The 24,569-nt window shown below is 69.1% G+C and carries 17 protein-coding genes; 7 read left to right on the forward strand and 10 right to left on the reverse strand.

What is annotated here, in order from left to right; genetic code table 11:
- Positions 1-123: 123 nt before the first annotated feature.
- The 7 genes from HEP73_RS00955 to HEP73_RS00985 all read right to left on the reverse strand — a co-directional run bounded on the left by HEP73_RS00955 (position 124) and on the right by HEP73_RS00985 (position 12,693).
- A complete protein-coding gene (locus HEP73_RS00955) occupies positions 124-1,179 on the reverse strand; it encodes a glycoside hydrolase family 5 protein (RefSeq protein ID WP_185821779.1) in 1,056 nt (351 codons plus the stop codon).
- Positions 1,180-1,383: 204 nt separating this feature from the next.
- Complete coding sequence (locus tag HEP73_RS00960; RefSeq protein WP_185823240.1) at positions 1,384-2,373, reverse strand: glycoside hydrolase family 5 protein; 990 nt, start codon at positions 2,371-2,373, stop codon at positions 1,384-1,386.
- 352 nt (positions 2,374-2,725) lie between these two features.
- A complete protein-coding gene (locus tag HEP73_RS00965; RefSeq protein ID WP_185821780.1) occupies positions 2,726-3,784 on the reverse strand; it encodes a glycoside hydrolase family 5 protein in 1,059 nt (352 codons plus the stop codon).
- A gap of 820 nt (positions 3,785-4,604) precedes the next feature.
- Positions 4,605-5,714 carry an IS5 family transposase gene (locus HEP73_RS00970; RefSeq protein ID WP_255423619.1) on the reverse strand — a complete coding sequence of 370 codons (1,110 nt, stop codon included), beginning with the start codon at positions 5,712-5,714 and terminating at the stop codon, positions 4,605-4,607.
- A 302-nt stretch (positions 5,715-6,016) separates the two neighbouring features.
- Positions 6,017-7,507 carry an FAD-dependent oxidoreductase gene (locus HEP73_RS00975; protein ID WP_185814794.1) on the reverse strand — a complete coding sequence of 497 codons (1,491 nt, stop codon included), beginning with the start codon at positions 7,505-7,507 and terminating at the stop codon, positions 6,017-6,019.
- Positions 7,508-7,634: 127 nt separating this feature from the next.
- Positions 7,635-12,092 carry a glutamate synthase large subunit gene (gene gltB, locus HEP73_RS00980; protein WP_185821782.1) on the reverse strand — a complete coding sequence of 1,486 codons (4,458 nt, stop codon included), beginning with the start codon at positions 12,090-12,092 and terminating at the stop codon, positions 7,635-7,637.
- A 205-nt stretch (positions 12,093-12,297) separates the two neighbouring features.
- Positions 12,298-12,693 carry an I78 family peptidase inhibitor gene (locus HEP73_RS00985; RefSeq protein WP_255423620.1) on the reverse strand — a complete coding sequence of 132 codons (396 nt, stop codon included), beginning with the start codon at positions 12,691-12,693 and terminating at the stop codon, positions 12,298-12,300.
- 151 nt (positions 12,694-12,844) lie between these two features.
- Here HEP73_RS00985 and HEP73_RS00990 point away from each other — a divergent pair, with 151 nt between their 5' ends.
- The gene (locus HEP73_RS00990; RefSeq protein ID WP_185821783.1) at positions 12,845-14,059 is read left to right on the forward strand and encodes a DNA topoisomerase IB; all 1,215 of its coding nucleotides are present in this window, start codon (positions 12,845-12,847) and stop codon (positions 14,057-14,059) included.
- A 95-nt stretch (positions 14,060-14,154) separates the two neighbouring features.
- Here the strand turns inward: HEP73_RS00990 and HEP73_RS00995 are convergent, their stop codons facing one another.
- Entirely contained in the window at positions 14,155-14,511 is a 357-nt protein-coding gene (locus tag HEP73_RS00995; protein ID WP_185821784.1) for a hypothetical protein, read from the reverse strand.
- 139 nt (positions 14,512-14,650) lie between these two features.
- Between HEP73_RS00995 and HEP73_RS01000 the strand changes: the two genes are divergently transcribed.
- From HEP73_RS01000 to HEP73_RS01020, 5 genes are all read left to right on the forward strand, one after another.
- Positions 14,651-14,884, forward strand: coding sequence for a hypothetical protein (locus HEP73_RS01000; protein ID WP_185821785.1), 234 nt, complete (start codon positions 14,651-14,653; stop codon positions 14,882-14,884).
- An 85-nt stretch (positions 14,885-14,969) separates the two neighbouring features.
- Complete coding sequence (locus HEP73_RS01005; RefSeq protein ID WP_255423621.1) at positions 14,970-16,010, forward strand: SDR family oxidoreductase; 1,041 nt, start codon at positions 14,970-14,972, stop codon at positions 16,008-16,010.
- 327 nt (positions 16,011-16,337) lie between these two features.
- Positions 16,338-16,724: a BlaI/MecI/CopY family transcriptional regulator gene (locus HEP73_RS01010; protein ID WP_053836589.1), complete on the forward strand. Its 387-nt coding sequence runs from the start codon at positions 16,338-16,340 to the stop codon at positions 16,722-16,724.
- Positions 16,725-16,727: 3 nt separating this feature from the next.
- Positions 16,728-18,587: a M56 family metallopeptidase gene (locus HEP73_RS01015; protein WP_185821787.1), complete on the forward strand. Its 1,860-nt coding sequence runs from the start codon at positions 16,728-16,730 to the stop codon at positions 18,585-18,587.
- 67 nt (positions 18,588-18,654) lie between these two features.
- Positions 18,655-19,767: a saccharopine dehydrogenase family protein gene (locus HEP73_RS01020; protein ID WP_185821788.1), complete on the forward strand. Its 1,113-nt coding sequence runs from the start codon at positions 18,655-18,657 to the stop codon at positions 19,765-19,767.
- A 388-nt stretch (positions 19,768-20,155) separates the two neighbouring features.
- On the opposite strand, the gene HEP73_RS22515 is transcribed toward HEP73_RS01020, so the two are convergent.
- Together HEP73_RS22515 and HEP73_RS01030 are read right to left on the reverse strand one after the other, a co-directional pair.
- Positions 20,156-21,271: a ribonuclease H-like domain-containing protein gene (locus HEP73_RS22515; protein WP_255423622.1), complete on the reverse strand. Its 1,116-nt coding sequence runs from the start codon at positions 21,269-21,271 to the stop codon at positions 20,156-20,158.
- Between the two features lie 341 nt (positions 21,272-21,612).
- Positions 21,613-24,111, reverse strand: a complete 2,499-nt coding sequence (locus HEP73_RS01030; protein ID WP_185821789.1) for a DEAD/DEAH box helicase — start codon at positions 24,109-24,111, stop codon at positions 21,613-21,615.
- Positions 24,112-24,281: 170 nt separating this feature from the next.
- On the opposite strand from HEP73_RS01030, the gene HEP73_RS01035 reads away from it, so the two are divergent.
- Positions 24,282-24,563 (forward strand): type II toxin-antitoxin system RelE/ParE family toxin, encoded by a 282-nt coding sequence (locus HEP73_RS01035; protein ID WP_185821790.1) that lies wholly within the window; start codon positions 24,282-24,284, stop codon positions 24,561-24,563.
- Positions 24,564-24,569: the final 6 nt, after the last annotated feature.

The following is a 24,569-nucleotide window of genomic DNA, read 5'->3' on the forward strand; positions in this document are numbered from 1 at the left end:
AGTCTGCGCCGGATCGCGGTACGGACTCAATCGCCCGCTATCGCCACAGACCTAAGGTCCACGCCGCTGAACCCAGCCGCCCCGCGCTCCACCAATCCCGTCATCCCGAATCCCCAATCCCGGCTACTGCACGATCTCCCGCGCCCGCGCCGACAGCACGCTCATCTGCGGCTTGTCGCTGCCGTCCTGGTTGGGTTGCAGGTTGAACGCGTAATCGGTCTTCCACCACGCGCCGGCGGCCCAGGCGGTCCAGCCCAGCCACACGTCGGCATTGTCGTGCACGTAGCCGAGCATGTCGTCGAGCGCGGCCATGCAGGTGGCGTTGCCGCTGGCGCCGAATTCGCCGAGGAAGCCCTTGTAGCCGTTGGCGCGGAGCCACTGGGTGAAGCCCTGCAGTTTCTCCGAGCCGATCGTGGCGCTGACGCAGTCGGCGCTGGTGCCGCTGTAGTCCTGGTCCAGGTACTGGTGGACTTCGAACACCAGGTTTTCGACGGGATCCTCGATCGACACCAGCGATGCCGCGTTGGACACGCCGTACCAGGTGCTGTTCCAGCTGTGCGCGCCGGTGTACGCGGTGCCCGGCACCATGATCAGGTTGTAGGCGCCGGCGCCGCGGATCGCATCGATCGCCAGTTGCGCGGCGGCGGTCCAGTCGCCGGAGGAGATGCCGTTGGGCTCGTTCATCAGCCCGAAGATCACCGCGTCGTCGTTGCCGAACACGATCGCCAGGCGCCGCCACAGGTCGGCCAGCATGCTGGCGGGGGTGCCGTCGCTGCCGATCCGCGCGCCGTTGTACTTGGCGTAGTTGTGCAGGTCCAGGATCACGCGCAGGTTGTGGCTCTTGGCACGGCTCACCGCGGTCTGCAGGTAGCCGAGCTGGGCGGCGTCCAGCTCGCCGTTGGCGGTGGGCTGCAGGCGTTCCCACAGGAACGGCAGGCGCACGATGTTCATGCCTTGCGCGGCGACGTAGGCGTAGTCGCTGTCGCGCGGATACAGGTAGTCCTTGAAGACCACGCCCGGTTTCTTGGCCGAATTGAATTCTGCGCCGGCCAGGTTGAGGCCGGCGTAGTGCGCGCCGTTCTGGGCGAAAGCGACGAACGTACTGGTGACCAGCAACAGGCACAGCGCTGCGCGCAGCAGCCAGCGTGAGGGAGTGGGGAGGTTGGGATGGCGTTGCATGGGATTGCCTTCTTCGTGGGGGGAAGAGCGAATGGGCGCCGCCGCGCACCAGGTGTGTGGCGCGGGCTGTCCCCATCCGTTGCAATCGGCATGCCAGCAGTGTGCGTGCGTGGAGCCGGCGCGCCGACGCCACGCATGCCTTTGCCGACGCTCAGGCTTTGTTCGGCCCGCGTTGCGGTGTTCTCCCTTGCAGGAAACGCGGTGTCAGCGCGCGATGCGTTTCGCCCTGGCCGACAGGATCGACATCTGCGGTTTGTCGCGGCCATCCGCGCCGGGTTGCACGTTGAATGGATAGTCCGCGTTCCACCAGGCGCCCCCGGCCCAATAGCTCCAGCCCAGCCACACCGCGCGGTGCTGCTCGATGTAGTCGAGCATGCCGTCCAGCGCCTGCCGGCAAGCGGCATTGTCGGCGGCGCCGAACTCGCCCAGGAAGCCGATGTGTCCGGTCTTGCGCAGCCAGTCGGTGAAGCCGACCAGGCGTTCGGCACCGATGCTGCCGCTCACGCACGTGGCGCTGGTGCCGCTGGAATCGATGTCCAGATACTGATGCACTTCGATGGCGGTGCGCCGCAGCGGGTCGTACAGCGACGCCAACGCGGTGGCATTGGATTCGCCGCCGACGGTCGAATACCAGCTGTGCGCGCCGCTCCACAGCGCGCCCGGCACCAGGATCAGATTGCGCGCGCCGGTGACGCGGATCGCATCGACCGCCGCCTGCGCGGCAGCCGCCCACAGCCCGGGCGCGATGTTGTTCGGCTCGTTCATCAGGCCGAAGACCACGCTGTTGTCGTCCTTGAACTCCAGCGCCAGGCGTTGCCACAGATCGCTGAAGGTCTTGATCGGCACGTTCGCGCTGCCGATCTTGTTGCCGTAATAGCTGGCGTAGTTGTGGATGTCCACGATCAGGTGCATGCGCTGCGCCTTGGCCTGCTTCGCCGCGGCCTTGATCAACGCCAGCTGCGCGGGGTCCAGCCGGCCCTGCGGCGTGGGCTGCAGGCGTTCCCACAACACCGGCAGGCGCACGATGTTCATGCCCTTGCCGGCGAAATAGGCGTAATCGGCATCGCGCGGATAGAAGTAGTCGATGTTGACCACGCCGGGCTTCTTGCTGGAGCTGATTTCCGCGCCGGACAGATTGACGCCGGCGAATTTCAGCACGCCTTGCGCGTGCAGTGGCGGCAGCACGGCAAGCAGGGACAACAACAGCGCCAGGCGCAGTGCGCGCAGGCACGGCGACGAATGCACCATGGGGAGCCTCCTTCTGCATCAGCGGGGGGAGACTCGGCCAGGCGGATCGTGGGCTGGCCGAGCTGATGACAAACGGTGTGCTTGCTCGCACCGTAATGCATTCCCGCTTCCGCCACTACGACCGGCATGCGTGCATGCGCGGATCTGTGCAGGGCTTGGCATGGCCAACACGCACTGGTTCTCTCTCGGCCCTCGCCGCCGCAAGGCATGCGGCGGCGTACGTACGCGATGTTGTCCGAGAGCTTCTGTTCTTCTTTCGCAACGGCGCGCCGGACGATTGCCCGGTGCGCCTGTGCGCCTACTTTCCGGTCACCTTGTGCGCGTGCTTGGACAGGATCGACATCTGCGGCTTGTCGCTGCCGTCCTTGTTCGGTTGCACGTTGAACGGATAGTCGTTCTTCCACCACGCGCCGGCCGCCCACCAGGTCCAGCCGACGATCACGTCGTTGTTCTGCTCGATGTAGCTGAGCAGGCCTTCCAGGGCCTGGTTGCAGACGGGGGTATCGGCGGTGGCGAACTCGCCGATGAAGCCGACCTTCTTGTTCTCGCGCAGCCAGCTGACGAAGCCGGCCAACTTTTCGGCGCCGGCGGTGGCGCTGACGCATTCGCCCTTGGTGCCGCTGTTGTCCTTGTCGAAGTACTGGTGCGCTTCGAAGGCGATGCGGTTGCCCGGATCGGTCAGCGGCTGCAGCGCCACCGCATTGGAGGTGCCGTAGTAGGTGCTGCGCCAGCTGTGCGCGCCGGTGTAGGCGGTGCCGGGGACCAGCACCAGGTTCTTGGCGCCGGCCTTGCGGATGGCGTTGATCGCCGCTTGCGCGGCCGCGGCCCAATCGGTGGAGGACACCGCGTTGGGTTCGTTCATCAGGCCGAAGATCACCGTGTCGTCGTCCTTGAACTCGGTCGCCAGGCGCCGCCACAGGTCGGCGAACACGGCGGCCGGCGCGCCGTCGCTGCCGATCAGCGCGCCGTTGTACTTGGCGTAGTTGTGCGGGTCCAGGATCAGGTGCATGTGGCTGGCCTTGGCCTGCGCCACCGCCTTCTTGATCTGCGCCAGCTGCGCCGGATCGAACTCGCCTTTGGCGGTGGGCTGCAGGCGTTCCCACAGGAACGGCAGGCGCACGATGTTCATGCCCTTGCCGGCGAAGTAGCTGTAGTCCGCCGGACCCGGATAGGTGTAGTCCTTGTACAGCGTGCCCGGCTTCTTGCCGGAATTGAATTCGGCGCCGGACAGGTTGATGCCGGCGTACTTGAGCACGCTCTTGCCGTCCTGGGCGGACACGCTGAAGGCGGCGGCGAGCAGGAACACGGCGGGCGCGACGGGGCGCAACCGCGACGACCAGAGAGAGGAAAGCGACATGGGGGAGCGTCCTTGGGGGAGGGGAGGATGCCGTTTTGCCATCGGGGGGAAGCAGCCGGCGGTGCAAGGGTGCGCGGATCGCACCCGCGCGGCCAGCCTAGGCGCTCGTGCGTTAGCGCCTCATTCACCCGCGCGAAAAACGGCGTTGCGCGTGTGGTGATGCAGGGGCGATCGCCGTTCTGTGGCGCATAGGTGGTTGGTGTGGTCCGAGTTGCCTGCGTGAGCGGTCGCAGCCCCGCTCACTGGCGCTTTTGTAGAAGGGGCTTCAGCCTCGACAGGCAGCCGAAACCAGTGGGTTTCGACTTCGCTCGTCGCGACTGAAGTCGCTCCCACAGGGGGGGGCGTGCACTTCGAGTGCACTTGTGGGAGGAGACTTCAGCCCCGACAGATAGCCAAACCACGCGGTTCCGACGCTGCTCGTCGCGATTGAAGTCACACCCACAGGGATCTTCTGGGCCCGGTGAGGCACTTGTGAGATGAGAATTCAGCCCTCACAGATGGCCGAGCCGCAGGGTCTCCGGCTCCGCTCGTCGCGGCTGAAGCCGCTCCTACAGGGGGCTGCGGTGCCTGTAGGGTGCACTTGTAGGAGGGGCTTCAGTCCCGACAGGTAGCCGAAACCACACGGGTTCCGACGCTGTTCGTCGCAACTGAAGGTCACCTCGAACAACCCGTCATTTCACTGATGTGAGCTGCAAAGACGCTCCCGCTACGTCTGTTTGAGGAAGCCGACGTGCTTCGCAGGGGGCGCTGGGCGTCCTGGATGTGGGAAGAGCGGCCGTTTTTGGCCGCCTCACCCGCTCACGCGGGCGCCATGGCCCGCTCACGCGGGCGCCATGGCCCGCTGCTGCAGCCGCGCCAGCCGCATCAGGTTGTGACTGGCGACCTTCAACCCGATCACCACCGTGGCCCGTGCCAACCCGATGGTGCGCAGGCATTTACCGCCCTGCTGCGCCAGCCGCGCGAACGGGTGTTCGCCGAACACCCGGTCCTTGGCAAGCCGCCGGTTGCGACGTTGTTCGGCCGCGCTTAGTGGCTTGCGCGCCTGGCCCTGGTGCTGAATGGCCGCCCGATAGCCGCGTTGCGTGAGATCAGCCTCCCGCGATGCGTCGGCATAGCCACTGTCGGCCCACACCGTGCGTCCGCGATTGCTGGGGTCCAGCACCTCCTCGAAGTGTCGGCTGTCATGCACGTTGGCTGCGCTCACCGCATGTCGGCGGATGAAGCCCCAACGCCGATCGGTGCTGGCGTGCAGCTTGTAGCCGTAGTGCGCCTTGCCGTGCTTGCGGGTCCAGCGGGCTTGCACATCCTTCTGTGCGCGCTTGGCGTCGCTCCAGTCTTGGCCTACCTCGCCACCCTGCTTGATCTGTGCGTTCTCCTCGCGCGTGTTGCGTTGGATCGGGGCGCTGACGATGCTCGCATCGATGATCTGACCGCCACGCGCGATGAATCCCGCACGCTGCAATTGCACGCCGACCGCTGCGCTGATGTCGCCCATCACATCCTGCGCCTTGAGCCGCTCGCGCCACACCCAGATCGTCTTGGCGTCAGGCACCTTGCCGCTGTGTTCCAGCCCAAGGAACTGCTGGAAACTGCGCCGATCCAGCACCTGGTACTCCAGCGCATCGTCAGAGAGGTTGTATAGCTGCTGCAACAGCAGCAGTTTGACCATCACCACCGTCGGCCAGGCCGGACGACCCCCGCGCGTACCGGTGCCCAAGGACAGCTTCGCATCGACGGCTTGGGCAATCGCTGCGAAATCGATATGGCGCGAAAGCAGGGTCAGCGGGTCGCCTATCTGCTGGCGCTTGGCTTCGCGTTCGTGTCCGGCAAACAGGCTGATCATCGCGGGGCCTCGGCTCTCTCTTCTGACCATATGATGCCAAAGAAGGAGGTTTTTAGAGGTGCCCTGAAGTCGGCTCCCACAGGGCATCTTCTGCGCCTGGTGAGTGCGCTTGTGTATGGGAGGGGATTTCAGCCCTGACAGATGGCTGAGCCGCAGGGTTTCGGACTCCGTTCGTCGCGGCTGAAGCCGCTCCTACAGGGGGCTGGGGTGCCTGATGGGGCACTTGTGGGAGGGGCTTCAGCCCCGACCCGACCATGCGGGCGCCGCTGAGTTCGGCGGACGCTGTTCCCATGGGCGAATGCCGCTGTATTGCGGTCAACCCGCAACCCGCAACCCGGCCGCTCGCCGCCGGGCATGCAACGCCGTTGCCTAGATGCGGTAGAGCTCGCTCAGGCCGCGGCCTGGGTGGTCACCGGCAGGCGGTTGCCGATCCATTCGGCGATGCTGGCGGCCGCGTCGCGGCCTTCGGCCACCGCGGTCACTACCAGGTCCGCGCCGCGCACCGCATCGCCGCCGGCGAACAGCTTCGGGTTGGTGGTCTGGTACGGCAGGCGGCCGCTGCCATCGGGGTCGCTGCCGCCGGCCAGGATGCGGCCGTTGGCGGTGCCTTCCACGCCCTGCGCGGCCAGCCATTCCGGCACGCTCGGCGAGAAGCCGAAGGCGATGATCACCACGTCCGCGTCCAGCAGCGATTCGCTGCCTTCGACCGGCACCGCGGCCTGGCGGCCGCGCGCATCGGGTTCGCCCAGGCGGGTCTGCACCACGCGCACGCCGGCCAGCTTGCCGCTGGCGTCGGCTTCCACCGCCAGCGGCTGGCGGTTGAACAGGAAGCGCACGCCTTCCTCGCGCGCGTTGGCCACTTCGCGTGCCGAGCCGGGCATGTTGGCCTCGTCGCGGCGATAGGCGCAGGTGACCTTGGCCGCGCCCAGGCGGATCGCGCTGCGCACGCAGTCCATGCCGGTGTCGCCGCCGCCGAGCACCACCACGCGCTTGCCGCTCAGGTCCGGCAGCGCGATCTTGTCTTCCCAGCCGGCGATCGGCCGGCCCCAGGGATCGTTGCCGCTGACGATGCGGCTGTTCTGCACCAGGAACGGCAGCGCCGGCAGCACGCCGGGCAGGTCCTGGCCGGTCAGGCCGCCGTCGGTGTAGCGGTAGGCGCCGGTGCCGAGGAACACCGCGTCGTATTCGCCGAGCAACTGCTCCAGGCTCACGTCGCGGCCGATCTCCACGCCCAGGCGGAATTCCACGCCCATGCCTTCGAGCACCTCGCGGCGCTTACCGATCACGCTCTTGTCGAGCTTGAAGCTGGGGATGCCGAACTGCAGCAGGCCGCCGATCTGCTCATAGCGGTCGTAGACCACGGCATGGATGCCGGCGCGGACCAGGCGGTCGGCGCAGCTGAGCCCGGCCGGGCCGGCGCCGATCACCGCCACGCGCTTGCCGGTGGCCTGGACCTGGCTCAGGTCCGGGCGCCAGCCGTTGCTGAGCGCGGTATCGACGATGTACTTCTCCACCGCGCCGATGGTGACCGCGCCGAATTCCTCCAGCGTGCAGCTGCCTTCGCACAGGCGGTCCTGCGGGCACACCCGGCCGCACACTTCCGGCAGCGGATTGGTGCTGTGGCACAGTGCCGCGGCTTCCTCGATGCGGTTCTCCTGCACCAGCTGCAGCCACTGCGGGATCGCGTTGTGCACCGGGCATTTCCAGCTGCAGTACGGATTGCCGCAATCCAGGCAGCGCCCGGCCTGGTACTGCGCGTCGGCCTTGTCGAACTTGCCGTACAGCTCGTTCCAGTCGCCGGACGTACGCAGCTCCACCGGGATGCGCTGCGGCATCTGCCGGGGCAGGTCGAGGAACTGGAAGGCTTGTTTGCGGCTCATAAAAAATTCCGTGGCGTATTCCCTTCTCCCCCCGGGAGAAGGTGCCCCGAAGGGGCGGATGAGGGTACGGGGCGCGCAGCGCCTTCGCGATCCCCTCTCCCCAAAAGCAGGAGAGGGGATACATCGATCAAGCAGCTCGCCGCAGCGACTCGGTCAACGACTCGATGCTCGCCGCCTTCGGCTTGACCAGCCAAAACTTGCCGACATAGTCGCGGAACTCGTCGAGGATCTGCTGCGCCCAGATGCTGCCGGTCAGTTCGCGATGGCGGCTGATCAGCTTGTGCAGGTGCTGGCGGTGGCTTTCGAAGCCTTCGGCGGAGATGCGATGGATGTCGATCAGCTCGTGGTTGTAGCGGTCGACGAAATCGCGGTCCACGTCGAGCACGTAGGCCAGGCCGCCGGTGAAGCCGGCGCCGAAGTTCAGTCCGACCTTGCCCAGCACCAGCACGATGCCGTCGGTCATGTACTCGCAGCAGTGGTCGCCGGCGCCTTCGATCACCGCCAGCGCGCCGGAGTTGCGCACGCCGAAGCGCTCGCCGGCGCGGCCGGCGGCGTACAGCTCGCCGCCGGTGGCGCCGTACAGGCAGGTGTTGCCGATGATCGCGGTGCTGCGCGCCTCGAAGCGCGCGCCGCGCGGCGGACGCACCACCAGGCGGCCGCCGGCCATGCCCTTGCCGACGTAGTCGTTGGCCTCGCCTTCCAGCTCCAGCTGCAGGCCGCCGGCGTTGAACGCGCCGAAGCTCTGCCCGGCCGAGCCGCGGAAGCGCAGGGTCAGCGGCGCGTCGTCCATGCCGTGGTTGCCGTGCACGCGGGCGATGGCGCCGGACAGGCGCGCGCCGATCGAGCGGTCGGTGTTGTGGATCAGGAAGCGATGGTCGCCGCCGGTCTTGTTGGCGATCGCGTCGGCGAGCAGGCCATCCATCTGCGTGGCCAGGCTGTCCGGCGATTCGTACAGGCGCTGCGCCGCGCAGTGACCGCCGTCGTAGCGCACGTCCTTGAGCAGCCGCGACAGGTCCACGCGCACGCCTTCGCGCGGCGACACGTCCAGCTGCTGCAACAGTTCGGTGCGGCCGATGATCTCGTCCAGCGAGCGCGCGCCCAGGTACGACAGCCACTGCCGCACTTCTTCGGACAGCAGCTTGAAGAAGTTCTCCACGCGCTCGGGCAGGCCGGTGAAGTAGTTGGCGCGCAGGCGCTCGTCCTGGGTGGCCACGCCGGTGGCGCAGTTGTTGAGGTGGCAGATGCGCAGGTACTTGCAGCCGAGCACGATCATCGGGCCGGTGCCGAAGCCGAAGCTGTCGGCGCCCAGGATCGCGGCCTTGATCACGTCCAGGCCGGTCTTCAGCCCGCCGTCGGTCTGCAGGATGGTGCGGTCGCGCAGGTTGTTGGCGACCAGCGCCTGGTGCGACTCGGCCAGGCCCAGTTCCCACGGCACGCCGGCATAGCGGATCGAGCTGACCGGGCTGGCGCCGGTGCCGCCGTCGTGGCCGGACACGGTGATCAGGTCGGCGCCGGCCTTGACCACGCCGGCGGCGATGGTGCCCACGCCGGCATGGCTGACCAGTTTCACCGACACCAATGCTGTCGGATTGACCTGCTTGAGGTCGTAGATCAGCTGCGCCAGGTCCTCGATCGAATAGATGTCGTGGTGCGGCGGCGGCGAGATCAGGCCGATGCCCGGCTTGGCGTAGCGCAGCCGCGCGATCAGCTCGTTGACCTTGTGCCCGGGCAGCTGGCCGCCTTCGCCGGGCTTGGCGCCCTGAGCGACCTTGATCTGCAGCACTTCGGCATTGACCAGGTATTCGGGGGTGACGCCGAAGCGGCCGGAGGCCACCTGCTTGATCTTGGAGCGCTTCTCGGTGCCGTAGCGGGCCGGGTCTTCGCCGCCTTCGCCGGAGTTGCTGCGCCCGCCGAGGCGGTTCATCGCGATCGCCAGCGCCTCGTGCGCCTCGGGCGACAGCGCGCCCAGGCTGATCGCGGCGGTGTCGAAGCGGCGCAGCAGATCGGCGGCCGGAGCCACCTCGTCCAGCGGGGTCGGCACCTCGGCGCGCTTGAGCTGCAGCAGGTCGCGCAGCGCCGACGGCGGGCGCGAATGCACCGCGTCGGCGTACGTGGCCCAATCGGCCTGTTCGCCGCTGCGCGTGGCGCGCTGCAGGGTCATGACCACGTCCGGGTTGTACATGTGGTACTCGCCGCCGTGCACGTACTTCAGCAGACCGCCCACTTCCGGCTTGAGCAGGTCGTTCCAGGCGCGCGCGGTCAGCTGCCGCGCCTCGGTGTCCAGCCGCGCCAGGTTCACCCCGCCGATACGCGAGGCGGTGTCCGGGAAGCACAGCTGCACCACGTCCGGATCCAGCCCGACGATCTCGAACAGCTGCGCGCCGCGGTAGCTGGCGATGGTGCAGATGCCCATCTTGGAGATGATCTTGGACAGGCCCTTGTAGATGCCCTTGCGGTACTTGCGGCCGATCTGCGCCTGTTCGCCGCCCTTCTTCAGCAGCAGGATGCCGCGCCGGCCCAGGTCGAACAGGGTCTGGTAGGCCAGGTACGGATACACCGCGGTGGCGCCGAAACCGAGCAGGCAGGCCATGTGGTGCGGATCGCGCGCGGTGCCGGTCTCGATGATCAGGTTGGCGTCGCAGCGCAGGCCGGCGCGCGACAGATGGTGGTGCACCGCGCCGGTGGCCAGCAGCGCATGCGCCATCGGCCGTTCCGGCACCGGGTAGCGGTCGGTCAGCAGCAGCATGACCTTGCCGTCGCGCACCGCCTGCTCGGCCTGCGCGCAGATCCGTTCCAGGCCGGCCTTGAGGCCTTCCTCGACGCTGTAGGACAGGTCGATCTGCGCGTTGCGGGTCTGGTACTGCTCCATCTTCAGCAGCTGGCGCAGCTTGCGCTGGCTGAGCACCGGCGAATTGAGGATGACGTGGTTCACCGTCTCCGGGCCGGCATGGAAGATGTTGGTCTCCTTGCCGAGCTGGGTGGTCAGCGACATCACGCAGTCTTCCCGCAACGGGTCGATCGGCGGGTTGGTGACCTGCGCGAACGCCTGGCGGAAGTAGTCGTACAGCGGCCGGGTGTGGCGGCTGAGCACCGCCATCGGGGTGTCGTCGCCCATCGAGCCGGTGGCTTCCTGCTCGGTCTCGGCCAGCGGCCGCAGCACCTGCTCCACTTCCTCGGTGCTGAGCTGGAACAGCTTGTGGTAGCTGCGCAGGGTGCTCTCGTCGAACGGCTCCTCGACCAGCGAGGGGTCGATCAGCTCGGTCTGCAGATAGGTCACGCCCTGCTGCAGCCACTGCTTGTACGGGGCGCGGCCGCGGTTGATGCGGTCGATCGCGTCCGAGTCGAGCAGGTCGCCGCGCTTGAGGTCGATGGCCATCATCTCGCCCGGGCCGAGCTTGCCCTTGCGGGTCACGCGCTCGGCCGGCAGTTCCCACACGCCGGCTTCGGAGGCGACCAGGAAATGCCGGTCGGAGGTCAGCATCCAGCGCGCCGGGCGCAGCCCATTGCGGTCGAGCATGCACGCGGCATAGCGGCCGTCGCAGGCGACGATGCCGGCGGGGCCGTCCCACGGCTCGGTGTTGAGCCCGTAGAACTCGTAGAACGCCGCCAGGTCGGCGTCCTTGAACTCCAGCGACTGGGTCGCCGGCGGCACCAGGATGCGCAGCGCCTGCAGCAGGTCCATGCCGCCGGCGACCAGCAGCTCCAGCATGTTGTCCAGGCTCTGCGAATCGGAGCCGTGCATCGAGATCACCGGGTCGAACTCGGCGATGTCGAAGCGCGGCGTCTTCCACACCTTGCTGCGCGCCTGCGCCCAGTGCCGGTTGCCCTCGATGGTGTTGATCTCGCCGTTGTGCGCGAGCAGCCGGAACGGGTGCGCCAGCGGCCAGCGCGGCAGCGTGTTGGTCGAGAAGCGCTGGTGGAAGACGATGGCGCTGGAGGCCAGGTCGCTGCGCTGCAGGTCCGGGTAGAAGGTGCTGAGCTTGTCCGGCAGCACCATGCCCTTGTAGCTGATGCCGTTGGGCGAGAGCGTGGTGACGTAGAAATCGGCGATGTCGCGCAGGCGCTGTTCGGCGCGGCGGCGCGCCAGGAACAGGGCCAGGGCGAAGCCGTCCTCGCTATGCTCGGCGCCGGCATCGACGAACACCTGCTCGATGTGCGGCAAGGTGTCCTTGGCCAGCTGCCCGCACACCGAATCGTCGGTGGGGGTGACCCGCCAGCCGCGCGGCTGGGTGCCGGCGCGGAGCAGTTCCTCTTCCAGCACCTGGCGGCAGCGTGCGGCGCCATCCACGTCGTCGCGCGGCATGAACACCTGACCGGCGGCGAAGCGCGCGCCCACCGCGATGCCGGCGTCGCGCGCCAGCGCGCGCAGGAACGCATCGGGTTTGCGGATCAGCAGGCCGCAGCCGTCGCCGGTGAGGCCGTCGGCGGCGACGCCGCCACGGTGGGTCATCCGCGACAGCGCGGCAATGGCGGTATCGACCAAGGCCCGCGAGGGTTGGTCATCGAGTTGCGCGACCATGCCGAAACCACAGGCATCGCGCTCATCTTGGGGGTCGTAGAGCCCGTGGCGGTTGCGGGGGGCCATGTCTGCCTCTGAAAAGCGATCCGAAGGAACGCGGCGACACTCGCCCCCGCTCTATCCTGGAGCGCATCTTGAGGTCACCGGAACATCGACTAAAGCACATGTTGGTGCGGTGCCGCAATACACGGTTGCAGCTGCAACCGTAGTGACGGCAACCGCCTTGCCGTCGCAACCATGCGCGGTGCCTGCAGGCGCCGCCGGACGGGCCTCAGCCGCAGCGCACGCCGGTGATCTGGTTCTTGGCATCGACCTCGATGTTGAGCCGTTCGCCGTCGAACTCCATGGTCACCGCCTGGTTCGGCTTGAGCACGCGCACGCTCTTGGCGCCGGTGTCGCTGCGCGCCTGATCCAGCAACGCCTGTTCGGCAGCCTGGCCGACCAGGCCCTGCGCCTGCGAGGCGTCGCAGGTGCCCACCGGCGGCGGCTGCGGGGCACTGGCCGGATCGGGCGCGGCGGCCTGCTGCGCGGCGGCCTGGGCCTTGGCCCCCACCTGTTCCTGCTCGTCCGGCGGCGGCGCGCTACATGCGGCCAATGCCAGCGCCAGGCACGCCGTGCCGAGCAGGCCGGCACGCGCGCACGCACGAGAAGAAAGGAAAGTGCTCATCGAGGCTCCTGGTGGGTGGAGGAAGACGGGTCCAGCATACGTGCAGAAGAATCGGACAAGTCGCGTTCGCCGCACGTTAACCGGTCCGCCGTTGACGCGGCCTAGGCGCCGCGCTGCCGACAATCCGGGCTCCCCATCCGCTGGCGTCCCGATGTCCAACGCGTCCCGCACCACCGCCGCCACCGAGGCGGCCCGCGCGCTGCAGGCCAGGCAGGCCGCCAGCAGCGCCGGCCTGGTCTATGTCAGCGACGAAGAGCCCGGCATCGTCCGCCGCCGTGCCGGCAAGGGCTTCAGCTATCGGCTGCCGGACGGCCGCCCGGTGCGCGATGCGCAGACCTTGCAGCGCATCCGCCAACTGGCGATCCCGCCGGCCTACACCGAGGTGTGGATCTGCACCAAGCCCAACGGCCACGTGCAGGCCACCGGCCGCGATGCGCGGCGGCGCAAGCAGTACCGCTACCACGCGGACTGGGCGCAGGTGCGCGGCGACGGCAAGTTCGAGCGGATCATGGCCTTCGGCCAGGCCTTGCCACGGCTGCGCCGGCGCCTGCGCCGCGACCTGGCGCTGCCCGGCTACCCGCGCGACAAGGTGCTGGCGATGGTGGTGGCGCTGATGTCCGAGACCCTGGTCCGCGTCGGCAACGCCGAATACGCGCGCAGCAACCGCTCCTACGGCCTGACCACGCTGCGCAACCGGCACCTGGCATTCGTCAAGGGCGGCCGCGCGCGGCTGAAGTTCCGCGGCAAGGGCGGGCAGGAGCACGACATCGAGGTCGACGACGTGCGCCTGGTCAAGCTGATCCGCGGCTGCCAGCAATTGCCCGGGCAGGCGCTGTTCCAGTACCGCGACGACGACGGCCAGCTGCAGCCGGTGGATTCGGGCGAGGTCAACGACTACCTGCGCGAGGCGATGGGCGAAAGCTTCACCGCCAAGGACTTCCGCACCTGGGGTGGCACCCGCGCCGCGCTGCAGCGGCTGGCGCAGCTGCCCTTGCCCGACCCCAGCAGCGAGCGCGCGCTGAAGCTGGCGCAGAACGCGGTGATCCGCGAGGTGGCCGACGCGCTGGGCAATACCCCGGCGGTATGCCGCAAGGCCTATATCGACCCGTGCGTGTTCGACGGCTGGCGCGGCGGCGAACTGCACGGCCTGTGCGAGCGCGTGCGCGGCGAGCGGCAGTGGGACCTGGCCACGCTGAAGTACCTGGCGCGGGCGCGCGCCGCGACCCGCAAGGCGGCCAAGGCCTCGGGGGCCAAGAAGACCGGATCCAAGGCGGCCGGTGCCAAGCCGGCGAAGTCCACGGTGCCGCGTCGCGCCGGCGGCAGTGTTGCGGCCGGGAACGCTGCGCGTTCACGCGGCCGCGCCTGATCGCAGCGCTGGCGCGGCTGTGCCATCAGCGCAGGTCGCGACGCGGTCGCGGCAAGACCGCGCCGCGTCCTGCGCTCAAGCTGCGGCGCGCACCATCAACCGCAATACAGCGTGGTGATGTTGTTGTACGGGCCGACCTCGATGGTCAGGCGATCGCCACCGCTTTCGCCTGCACCGCGCGACGCGCTGTCCACGCCGCTGGAGGTGGCGCCGCTGTGGCCGACGCTGCTGTTCACCACCTGCACCTTCAGGCTGTCGCTGTCGACGCGGGCGCGTTCGACGGTGGTCTGCGCGGCGGCCAGGCCCGCCGCGCCGCGGACCTTGTCGATGTGGCACTGGCCGGAGATGACGCCGTCGATCGGCTGCACCTCGGCGACCTGGGTGGTGCTGCAGGCGCCGAGCAGCAGGCTGGCGGCGAGGGGAACGGCGAGGGCGAGCGGGTGGCGGATCATGGACGGGTTCCTTGTGCGGATAGCGCGAGCGTGTCGCGGCGGATGTTTGCGCTGCATGAAGAGATCGGCGGCCGGCTTCACCCGACGTGGCCGCGGGCTTGGCCAGACTGTGGCTTCCCCAGCCAACCGGAGCCTGACCATGGCCACCTGCGATGTCTGCGGCAACGACTACGACAAGGCCTTTACCCTGACCCAGGGCGCCCGCAGCGGCACCTTCGATTCGTTCGAATGCGCGATCCACGCCTTCGCCCCGCACTGCAGCCACTGCGACTGCCGCATCGTCGGCCACGGCGTGGAAGCCGGCGGCCGCATATTCTGCTGCGCGCATTGCGCCCAGCATGCCGGCGTCGAAGGCGTCGCCGACCGCGCCTAGCGCGCTCGCGCCCGATCGCCCACGTCTGTCCATTCCCCGATGCGGCGCCCTGCAGCGCCGCGTCGCGTATTCCGGAGCAATGCCGATGGCTTCCAGCAACAAGCGTCCTGCCGCGTCCACCAAGACCGCTTCCTCCAAGCCGGCGTCGTCCCGATCCGGCGCGGCAGCCGCCAAGACCGCACGCCAACAGCGCGTCCTGCAGCGCGCGACCGATGCCGACGAGGCGCAGTCGAAAGCCAAGGCCAAGAAGTCCGCGCCGACCCAGGCCGGGGTACGCAAGCAGCCGGAGAAGATGCCCAGGCAGCATTTGCGCAAGCCTGGCAAGGAGCAAGACCTGGCATTGCAACCGCGCTTCGAGGCGCCTGAGTACGTCGGCAGCGGCAAGCTGCGCGGCATGAGCGCGATCGTCACCGGCGCCGACTCGGGCATCGGCCGCGCGGTGGCGGTGCTGTTCGCGCGCGAAGGCGCCGACGTGGCGGTGCTGTACCTGGACGAGCACGAGGACGCGCAGCTGACCCGCGCGCACGTGGAGAAGGAAGGCCGGCGCTGCCTGACCATCGCCGGCGACGTGAAGGATCCCCAGTTCTGCGAAGACGCGGTGGCGCAGACCGTGCGTGCCTTCGGCGGACTCGACGTGCTGGTCAACAACGCCGCCTTCCAGTTGCACTGCCACGCCCTGGAAGACCTCAGCGAGGAACACCTGCAGGAAACCCTGCAGACCAACATCGGCGGCTACTTCCACATGGCGCGCGCGGCCTTGCCGCATCTCAAGCGCGGCGCGGCGATCATCAACAGCGGCTCGGAGACCGGCCTGTTCGGCAGCAAGTCGCTGCTCGACTACTCGGCCACCAAGGGTGCGATCCACGCCTTCACCATGGCCCTGGCCAGCCAGCTGCAGCCGCGCGGGATCCGCGTCAACGCGGTCGCGCCGGGGCCGGTGTGGACCCCGCTGAACCCGGCCGACAAATCCGCCGAGGACGTCGCCGAGTTCGGCAAGAGCAGCGCGATGGGCCGCCCGGCGCAGCCGGAGGAACTGTCGCCGGCCTATGTGTTCCTGGCCTCGCCGATCACCGCCAGCTACATCAGCGGCGCGATCCTGCCGGTGATGGGCGGGCCGCAGGGCTGAGGCGCGGCAGACAGAGAAAGCGGGCGGGCGCGGCAGGTTCCGACGGAACCGATAGCGAAGCGCTCCGAACGCCGGTGCCAGCGAGGCCCATGCTTGTCGCCATGGACGTTCGCGACCCAGCGCCGCATGCGGTGTGCTGACCGCTTCATCGCCCAACCGTAACGGCAGGTTCTGCTTCGATCTTGAGTAAGCGGCGCCCCTGTGGAGCCATGGCTTCCGCCGCGGGCGCCGCACTTCTCTTACAGCGTAGCCAATGACCGACGGCCTATTGACTACAGATGTCGCCACGGGTACGTTGGCGACACGTGTAGTCACTGGGGCGGGCGGATGCGACGCAAATCGATCGGGGACCAGGAGCTGGCCCTGCTGCAATACATCGGCGAACAGGGCGAGGCCAGCGTCGGCGAGGTCGCTGCCGGCTTTGGCGAGACCCGCGGGCTGGCCCGCTCCACCGTGCTGACGATGATGGAGCGGCTGCGTGCCAAGGCCTATCTGCGCCGGCGCCAGGTGCAGGGCGTGTACCGCTACGCCGCCACCAGCGGCCAGGACGACGTGGTGCGCAGCGCGGTCGGCAGCTTCGTCGAGAAGACTCTGCAAGGCTCGGTGTCGCCGTTCGTGGCGTGGATGTCGCAGCGCGCCGAGGTCAGCGACGACGAACTGGCCGAACTCGAGGCATTGGTCGCCAAACTGCAATCGCAGCGGCGGGAGGACTGAGGCATGGACACGATTTTAGGCACGACGTTGTTCGAGACCCTGCTGTCGCGGCTGCTGGCGACCAGCGTGCAGGCGGCGATCCTGGTCGCGGCGATCTGGGCGCTGTGCCGCTGGTTGCCGGCATTGCCGGCGGCCACGCGCTGCCGGCTGTGGTGGCTGGTCGGCGCGCAGACCGTGCTCGGCCTGCTGTGGGCCGGTGCGCTGCACCTGCCGGTGTTGCCCGCTGCGCCGGCACAGACCGCCGTTGCCGCGACCGCGTTGCCAGCCGCCTCGCTGCAGGACGCGGGCGCTGCGACTGCCGCATCGCCGCGTGCCGCCACGCAGCAGGCCGCTGCTGCAGCGTCGCTGTCCTGGGCGCAGGCGCTGGTCGCGCTGTGGATGGCGGGCGTGCTGCTCGGCGCGCTGCGCAGCGGCCATGCCTACCGCGCCAGCCGGCGCCTGGTGCGCGCCAGCACGCCGTGCACCGATGCCGCCTTGCTCGGCGCCTTGCGCCTGGCCGCCGAAGCGCACGGCCTGCGCCAGCCGCCGCAGCTGCGGCTGTCCGCGCAGATCGATTCGCCGCAACTGATCGGCCCGTGGCAGCCGGTGCTGCTGCTGCCGGCGCGGCGCCTGGCGGCGATGCACGCCGACGATCTGGACATGGCATTGACCCACGAACTGGTGCATCTGCAGCGCCGCGACCTGTGGTGGGGCCTGTTGCCGGCGCTGGCGCAGCACCTGTTCTTCTTCCACCCGATGGTGCACCTGGCGGTGCGCGAATACGCACTGGCCCGCGAAGCGGCCTGCGATGCGGCGGTGGTCGCCGGGCACCGGCACTGCCGGCACAACTACGCGCGGCTGCTGGTGCAGTTGGGTGTGGCGCCGCGGCCGGCGGCCGGCGTGGCCAGCGCCTCGCCCAGCTTCGTCAGCCTGAAGCGGCGGCTGCTGATGCTGCAGAGCACCGCCTCCTTTTCGCGCCTGGGCGCCGGGTTGATCACCGCCGCGATCGCGCTGGCCGGAGTGATGCCGTTGCGCCTGGTGGCCAAGCCGGCGCCGGCGAACGCGGCAGCGGTGGCTGCGCCGGCCGCCGCGCCGGTCGCAGCGGCCACACCGGCCACTGCCGCGCCTGCGGCGCAGTCGACCTCGATCGTGGCCAGCGTGCTGGCACGGCCTGCACCCGTGGCGCCGGCAAGCCCTCCGGAGCCGCCGACGGTGCCGGTGCCACCGACCCCACCCGCTGCGCCGCCGGAAACCGATGCGCCGCTGCTCACCCAAGGCCGCATTTCGCTCTCGCCGCACAACGAGCAGGACGCCTACGTGCTGGTGCAGGACGGGCACAATCTGATGGATGCCTCGCTGGACGACCTGCGCGAAGCGCGTCGCCTGGCCGGCAACGATGGCGAGATCCTGTGGTTGCGCCATGCCGGTCATCGTTACGTGGTCCGCGATCCGGCGGCGCTGGCGCGCTTCCAGGAACTGCATGCGCAGACCCTGGAGCTTGCCGATGCGCAGGCCGAACTGGGCGACCAGCAAGGCGATCTCGGCGAGCGCCAGGGCGACCTGGGCGAACGCATGGCGGAACTGAGCGCGCAGATGGCCGAGAGCGCCGCGCGCCAGGCCGAGGCGGCGGTCGCCGCCAGCCATGGCGCCGCCAGCCAGGCGCAGATCGAGCGCATGGCGGCGCAGCGGGCGACCGAGCAACTGCGCCGGCAGGACCTGGGCAAGAAGATCCAGGAGCTGGCCAAGCAACAGGCGCAACTCGGCCTGCAACAGTCCCGGCTGGGCAAGCAGCAGGCCGATGCCAGCGCACGCGCACGGCAGCAGGCCGAGCAGCTGATCCGCGAGGCCATCGCGCAAGGGCTGGCCACGCCGATCGACGGCTGAGCGATTCCCCGCAGGCGGCGCCCGCGCGGATAATCGCCGCGGACGCCGACAGGAGGGGGCAAGGGCAATGGCTGTTTGCAAGGTGGTAGTGCTGGGCGGCTACGGCCATTTCGGCGCGCGGATCGTGCGCGCGCTGGCGGCGACGCCGACGCTGCAGGTGATCGCGGCCGGACGCCATCCTGGCGCTGCCGCCACCAATCTCGCCGGCGCGGACCTGGGCGGCGTCGCGGTGTGCCGCCTGGACACTGCGGCGGCGGATTTTCCGGCGCAGCTGACCGCTACCGGCGCGGACATCGTGGTGCACACCGCTGGGCCGTTCCAGGGCCAGGACTACGCGGTCGCGCATGCCTGCCTGCAGGCCGGCATGCACTACATCGACCTGGCCGACGGCCGCGCGTTCGTGCGCGACTTTCCCGCCGCGCTGGATGTGCTGGCGCGGCAGGCCGGGCGCACCGCGATCAGCGGCGCCAGCACGCTGCCGGCGCTGTCCAGCGCGGTGGTCGATGCGTTGCGTCCGCGCTTCTCGCAGTTGCACGACATCGACCTGGTCATCGCGCCGGCGCAGGCCACGCCGTTGGGCATGGCCACGGTGCGCGCGGTGCTGTCGTATTGCGGCCTGCCCTTCGACTGGTGGTGCGATGGACGCTGGCAGCGCACGCTGGGCTGGGCCGCACCGCAGCCGGTGACGTTCGCGCGGCTTGCGCCGCGTCTGGCCGCGCCCTGCGACGTGCCCGATCACGACCTGCTGGTGGCGCGCTATCCCGGCGTGCGCAACGTACGCTTCCGCGCGGCGCTGGAACTGCCGTTCCTGCAGCGCTGCCTGGCCGCGCTCGCGCGCCTGCGCGGGCTCGGCGTGCCGCTGCCGATGCGCTCGCTGGCGGCACTGTTCGCGCACGCCGGACGCTGGTTCGATCGCTTCGGCAGCGACCTGGGCGGCATGTCGGTGCAGTTGCGTGGACTGCGCGATGGCCGCCCGCACGCGCTGTGCTGGGAACTGACCGCGCCGACCCTGCACGGCCCGGAGATTCCCTGCCTGGCCGCGATCCTGCTGGTACGCAAGCTGGCCAGCGGCGCGCCGCTGCCGGTGGGCGCGCATGCGTGCATGGGTCTGCTGAGTTTGGCCGAATTCGAAGGCGAGTTCGCGGCGTGGCGGATCGAGACGGAGGTGCGGGAGAGTTAGGGTTGTTGTCTGGAATCCATCAGCGTTGAGAGGTGGGGCTACAACACAGTGCGGCTATTCCCTTCTCCCACCGGGACCATGGCCCCCTTTTCGGGGGAAGGTGGCGCGAAGCGCCGGATGAGGGTACGGGCGAAGCCTCGTGCATCCAATCTAGCGCCGCGCCTGGGGCCGTACCCTCACCCCAACCCCTCTCCCGGGGGGAGAGGGGCTAACGCGCTGCGGCTGTTCCTTCTCCCACCGGGACCATGGCCCCCTTTTCGGGAGAAGGTGGCGCGAAGCGCCGGATGAGGGTACGGGCGTAGCCTCGTGCATCCAATCGAGCATCGCGCCTGGTGCCGTACCCTCACCCCAACCCCTCTCCCGGTGGGAGAGGGGCTAAAGCGCTGCGCTACGGCGCTTCCACGAACGGCACCACCTCGCGCTCTTCGGCTTCATTGTCGACCAGGCGCTGCAGCAGCAGCGCAAGCGTCACCACGTCCTGGTGGTTGTGCGCGGCGACGCGGCGCAGGTTGCGCGCGCTGCCGCCGCGCAGGTAGCTCAGCCATGCGGCCGGCGCTTCGGAGCCGGGCAGGTCGTCCTCGCGCACGATGCGCAGCAGCTGGCGTTCGATCGTGGACAGCTTGCAGTTCTCCCAGGTGCCGCGGTAACGACGGCGGGTGGGATGCAGCAGGTCCACATGGTCCAGCGCCGACAGCGGATCGGCGCAGCGCGCCAGCCGGTAGCGGGTCTTCAGCAGCGGCGCGTCGTAGCAGCGGCCGTTGTAGCTGGACAGCACCGTGGTCGGCGCCAGCCATTCGCGGAACGCTTCGAGCATGGCCTTCTCCGCGCCCATCGTCGCCATCATCAGCTGGCGGATGCGCAGGCCGGGACCTTCGACCGGATGCAGGTACCAGTCGGCCGCGCCGATCATGAAAGCGCGGGTGCCGGTGCCGCCGGCCAGGCCGGTGGTCTCGGTGTCGAAGAACAGCAGGTCCGACGGCTGCACCGCGTCCTCGCGGCGGGCGAAGGCCAGCGACAGCGCGGCGGCGGGGATCGGTTGCGGCAGGAACGCTTCGATCAGGTGCAGGCCGGGCGCGATTTCCACTCCGGGCAGGTGGCGGTCGGCCGCCTGCGGCTTGCGTGGTGACGCGGCCGGCGCCACCGCGCGCTCGCGCATGCCGAGCAGGCGCCGTAGCGACGCGACGTCGGCACCGCGCCGGTCGAACGGTTCGATCGCGATCGGCGGCGCCACGGCGACGGCGGTGTCGACGCTATGCGCAGGCAACGGCGCGCGTGACGTAGGTGGGGCGGGCGCCGCAGCGGTGTCGCGGGGTGGCTTGCGCAGCAGCGTGGATCCGCTGGCGGGCGCGGCTGCCCTTGCAGGCACGGGTGCCGAAGCTTTGGCACCTGCGGCGCCGGAAGGGCTGTTTGGCCGCACGCCCGGCGTCGACGGACGCGGCGCGTCCACACTCGCATCGCCGGCCTGCTTGCGCAGCGCGCGCAGGCGCTCGAGGCTGATGCTCATGCGCGCGACACCGGCAAGGCTGCGGGACCGGCATGGACCGCGATCGCTGCGTGGTCCAACACCGCCCGTTCCAGCAGAAAACGCGATGCGTACCGACATTCCAGGCTGCCGCTCATACGCGCGACTCCAGCAACGCTGTGGGATCAGTGGGTCGATTCGATGCGTTGTCGCGCGCCGATCGTTCCGGCAGCAAGCGCAACCTGCACGGATGTCCGAAGCCGACGCTCATGCGCTCCGTTCCGTCAGCATGTGGAGATCGACGTCGACTGCGCTCGACGCGCCATCCGGCACCACATCTTGCGGCAACAGGCGCAACGCCCACGCAAACTCTGGGCCGACGCTCATGCGCTCCACTCCGGCAGCGCATCCAGTTCGCTGTCGATCGCGGTGGTTTCCTCGTCCAGCGCCGCGCCACCGTCCAGCAACAGGCGCAGTACCTGCAGCGCCAGCGCCTTTGGTGTGGTCGCGCTGTCTTCCTGCGCGGCCAGCACCGGGCCGACGCAGGCCGGGCAACCGGCCACGCAGTCGCAGCGCTGCACCAGTTCGCGCGCGCGCTGCACCAGCTCGGCCTGGCGCTGCCACAGCGGTTCGCTCAGGCCCACGCCGCCGGGGAAGTTGTCGTACAGGTATACGGTGGGCACGAACTGCTGCAGTTCCACGCCGACCGGTTCGCCGTTGTCGCCGCCGCGCAGCTGGCCGCGGCCCTTGGCATCGGCCATCGCGAACCAGGCGCCGTCGCCGTCGCCCACCGCTTTCTGCAGGTCGCGCGCGTCGGCCATCACCGCCACCGTCGCCACCACGTGCAGCGCGTAGGCCGCGCCGAGGAAGCCGTCCAGCGCGTCCTGCTTGGCGGCGAATGCCTTCAGTAGCGTGGCCTGCGGCAGCTGCCACCACACCGCGGTGGTATGCAGTTCCTGGTCGGGCAGGGTGACCGGGCCGTAGCCGATATTCTCGTGGGTGTAGTAGCGGATCTTCTTGTAGCCGGCCACGCGCCGCACAACGTGCACTTCGCCGTGGTGGCTGTCGCCGCGCCCGGCCGCGCCGCCGTCGAAGCGGTCCAGCACCTTGAGCTTGGTGAAGTCGATGCTGTCGGTGTAGTAGTCCACGTGGGTGCGGGTGACGTAGGCCTTGCGCCCTTCCCAGTCCAGCTTCTCCACCTGGTACGGGGTGCTCTGCACCATGTGGATCGCGCCTTCGTACAGGGTGAGCGCGGCGGCGGAATAATCCACCTCGGCGATGATCTGCTGCTTGCCGTCGGTCTTGTCCACCACCACGAAATTGCCGTCGGCCACCGAGCGCAGGCTCACCGCGTTGGCCGGATAGCTGTCGGCGATCCATTCCCAGCGGTCGCCTTCCTGGTGCACCACATCGCTTTCCGCCAGCGCTTCCAGGAACACCGCCGGATCGACCGGGCCGAACGCTTCGCCGGCGACGAAGGTCAGCTCGAACGCGGCGCAGCGGATGTGGTCGAACAGGATCAGCGGCTGGTCCGGGGCGATGCGCGCATGTTCGGGCGAGGCGTCGGCGAAGAAGTCCGGATGCCGCACCACGTACTGGTCCAGCGGCTGCGAACTGGCCACCAGCACGCCCAGCGACGGCTGCTGGCGGCGCCCGGCGCGGCCGAAACGCTGCCAGGTCGCGGCCACGCTGCCGGGGTAGCCGTTGAGCACCACCACGTCCAGCGAGCCGATGTCCACGCCCAGTTCCAGCGCCGAGGTGGAGACGATGCCGTCGATGCTGCCGGCACGCATCGCGCGCTCGGCCTCGCGACGCTCGGTGGGCAGGTAGCCACCGCGGTAGGCGCGGATGCGCGGCGGCTTGCGCGGATCGTGGTCGAAGATGTCCTTCAGGTACTTGGTCAGCACTTCCACCATCAGCCGGGTCTGCGCGAACACCAGGGTCTTCAGTCCGCTCTTGATCGCGATGCGCGCGATGCGGTTGCTCTGCGAACGCGCCGACGCGCGCAGGCCCAGGTCGGCGTTGACCACCGGCGGGTTCCACAGCAGTACGTGCTTGTCGCCGGACGGCGCGCCGGACTCGGTGATGGCATGCACGCGCTGCTCGATCAGCGCTTCGGCGTGCGCACGCGGATTGCCGATGGTGGCCGAGCACAGGATGAACTGCGGGTTCACCCCGTAGAACGCGCAGATGCGCTTGAGCCGTCGCAGCACGTTGGTGACGTGGCTGCCGAACACGCCGCGGTAGGTATGGATCTCGTCGATCACCACGTAGCGCAGGTTCTCGAAGAACTGCGCCCACTTGGTGTGATGCGGCAGGATCGCCTGGTGCAGCATGTCCGGATTGCTGACCACGATGTCGCCGTGCAGGCGGATCGCCTGGCGCGCATCGCCCGGGGTGTCGCCGTCGAAGGTGAAGGCCTTCACTCCCAGCTCGCCGGCCCGGTTGAGTTCCAGCAGCTCGGCCACCTGGTCCTGCGCCAGCGCCTTGGTCGGGAACAGGTACAGCGCCTTGGCCTGCGCGGTCATCGCCGCGGCCACCACCGGCAACGTGTAGCACAGCGACTTGCCCGAGGCGGTGGGAGTGACGATGGCCACGTGTTCGCCGCGCTGCGCCGCGTCCCAGGCCTCGGCCTGGTGGCTGTACAACTGCTCGATGCCGCGCGCCTTCAGCGCCGCGACCAGCGCCGCCGGCACGTCGTCCGGGATCGGCGCGTAGCGGCCTTCGCGCCCGGGGATCATGAAGCTGCCGGTGATGCGGTCGTGGTAGCGCCGCTCCAGCCGCTCGGTCAGCAGCGCACCGTCGCGCGAGGGCTCGCCGCCGGTGGTGGACAGGGCGCGCTCGGCGTCCTCGGTGCGGCGGGCTAGGGCGTGGGCGGGCATCGGGACGGCTCTCAAAGCGGGACAGGGAAGCGGAACGGCGTCTCAGGGTATGAGACAGCAGCCAACCGGGCGAGGGCCGCTGGCTGAGCAGATTCAGCCAGCGCAGCGAAAGACGCGCAGGATCTCCATGACGGGTTGCGTCATATGACGAGCTGCGTTATGGTTGCTGCGTGATCCGGAACTTTGTCGACAAGGAAGCCGAAAAGATCTGGCAGGGCACGCCTTCCCGGCGATTGCCGGCCGACATCCAGGCCGTGGCGCGGCGCAAGCTGCGCATGCTCAACAGCGCGGCCACGCTGGACGATCTGCGTGTTCCGCCGGCCAACCGTCTGGAGGCGTTGAAGGGAAACCGTAAGGGTCAGTGCAGCATCCGGATCAACGATCAATGGCGCGTGTGCTTCCAATGGAAGGACGGCGATGCGCTGGACGTGGAAATCGTCGACTACCACTGACCCATC

This window comes from Xanthomonas sp. GW (genome assembly GCF_014236815.1).
Lineage (GTDB): Bacteria > Pseudomonadota > Gammaproteobacteria > Xanthomonadales > Xanthomonadaceae > Xanthomonas_A.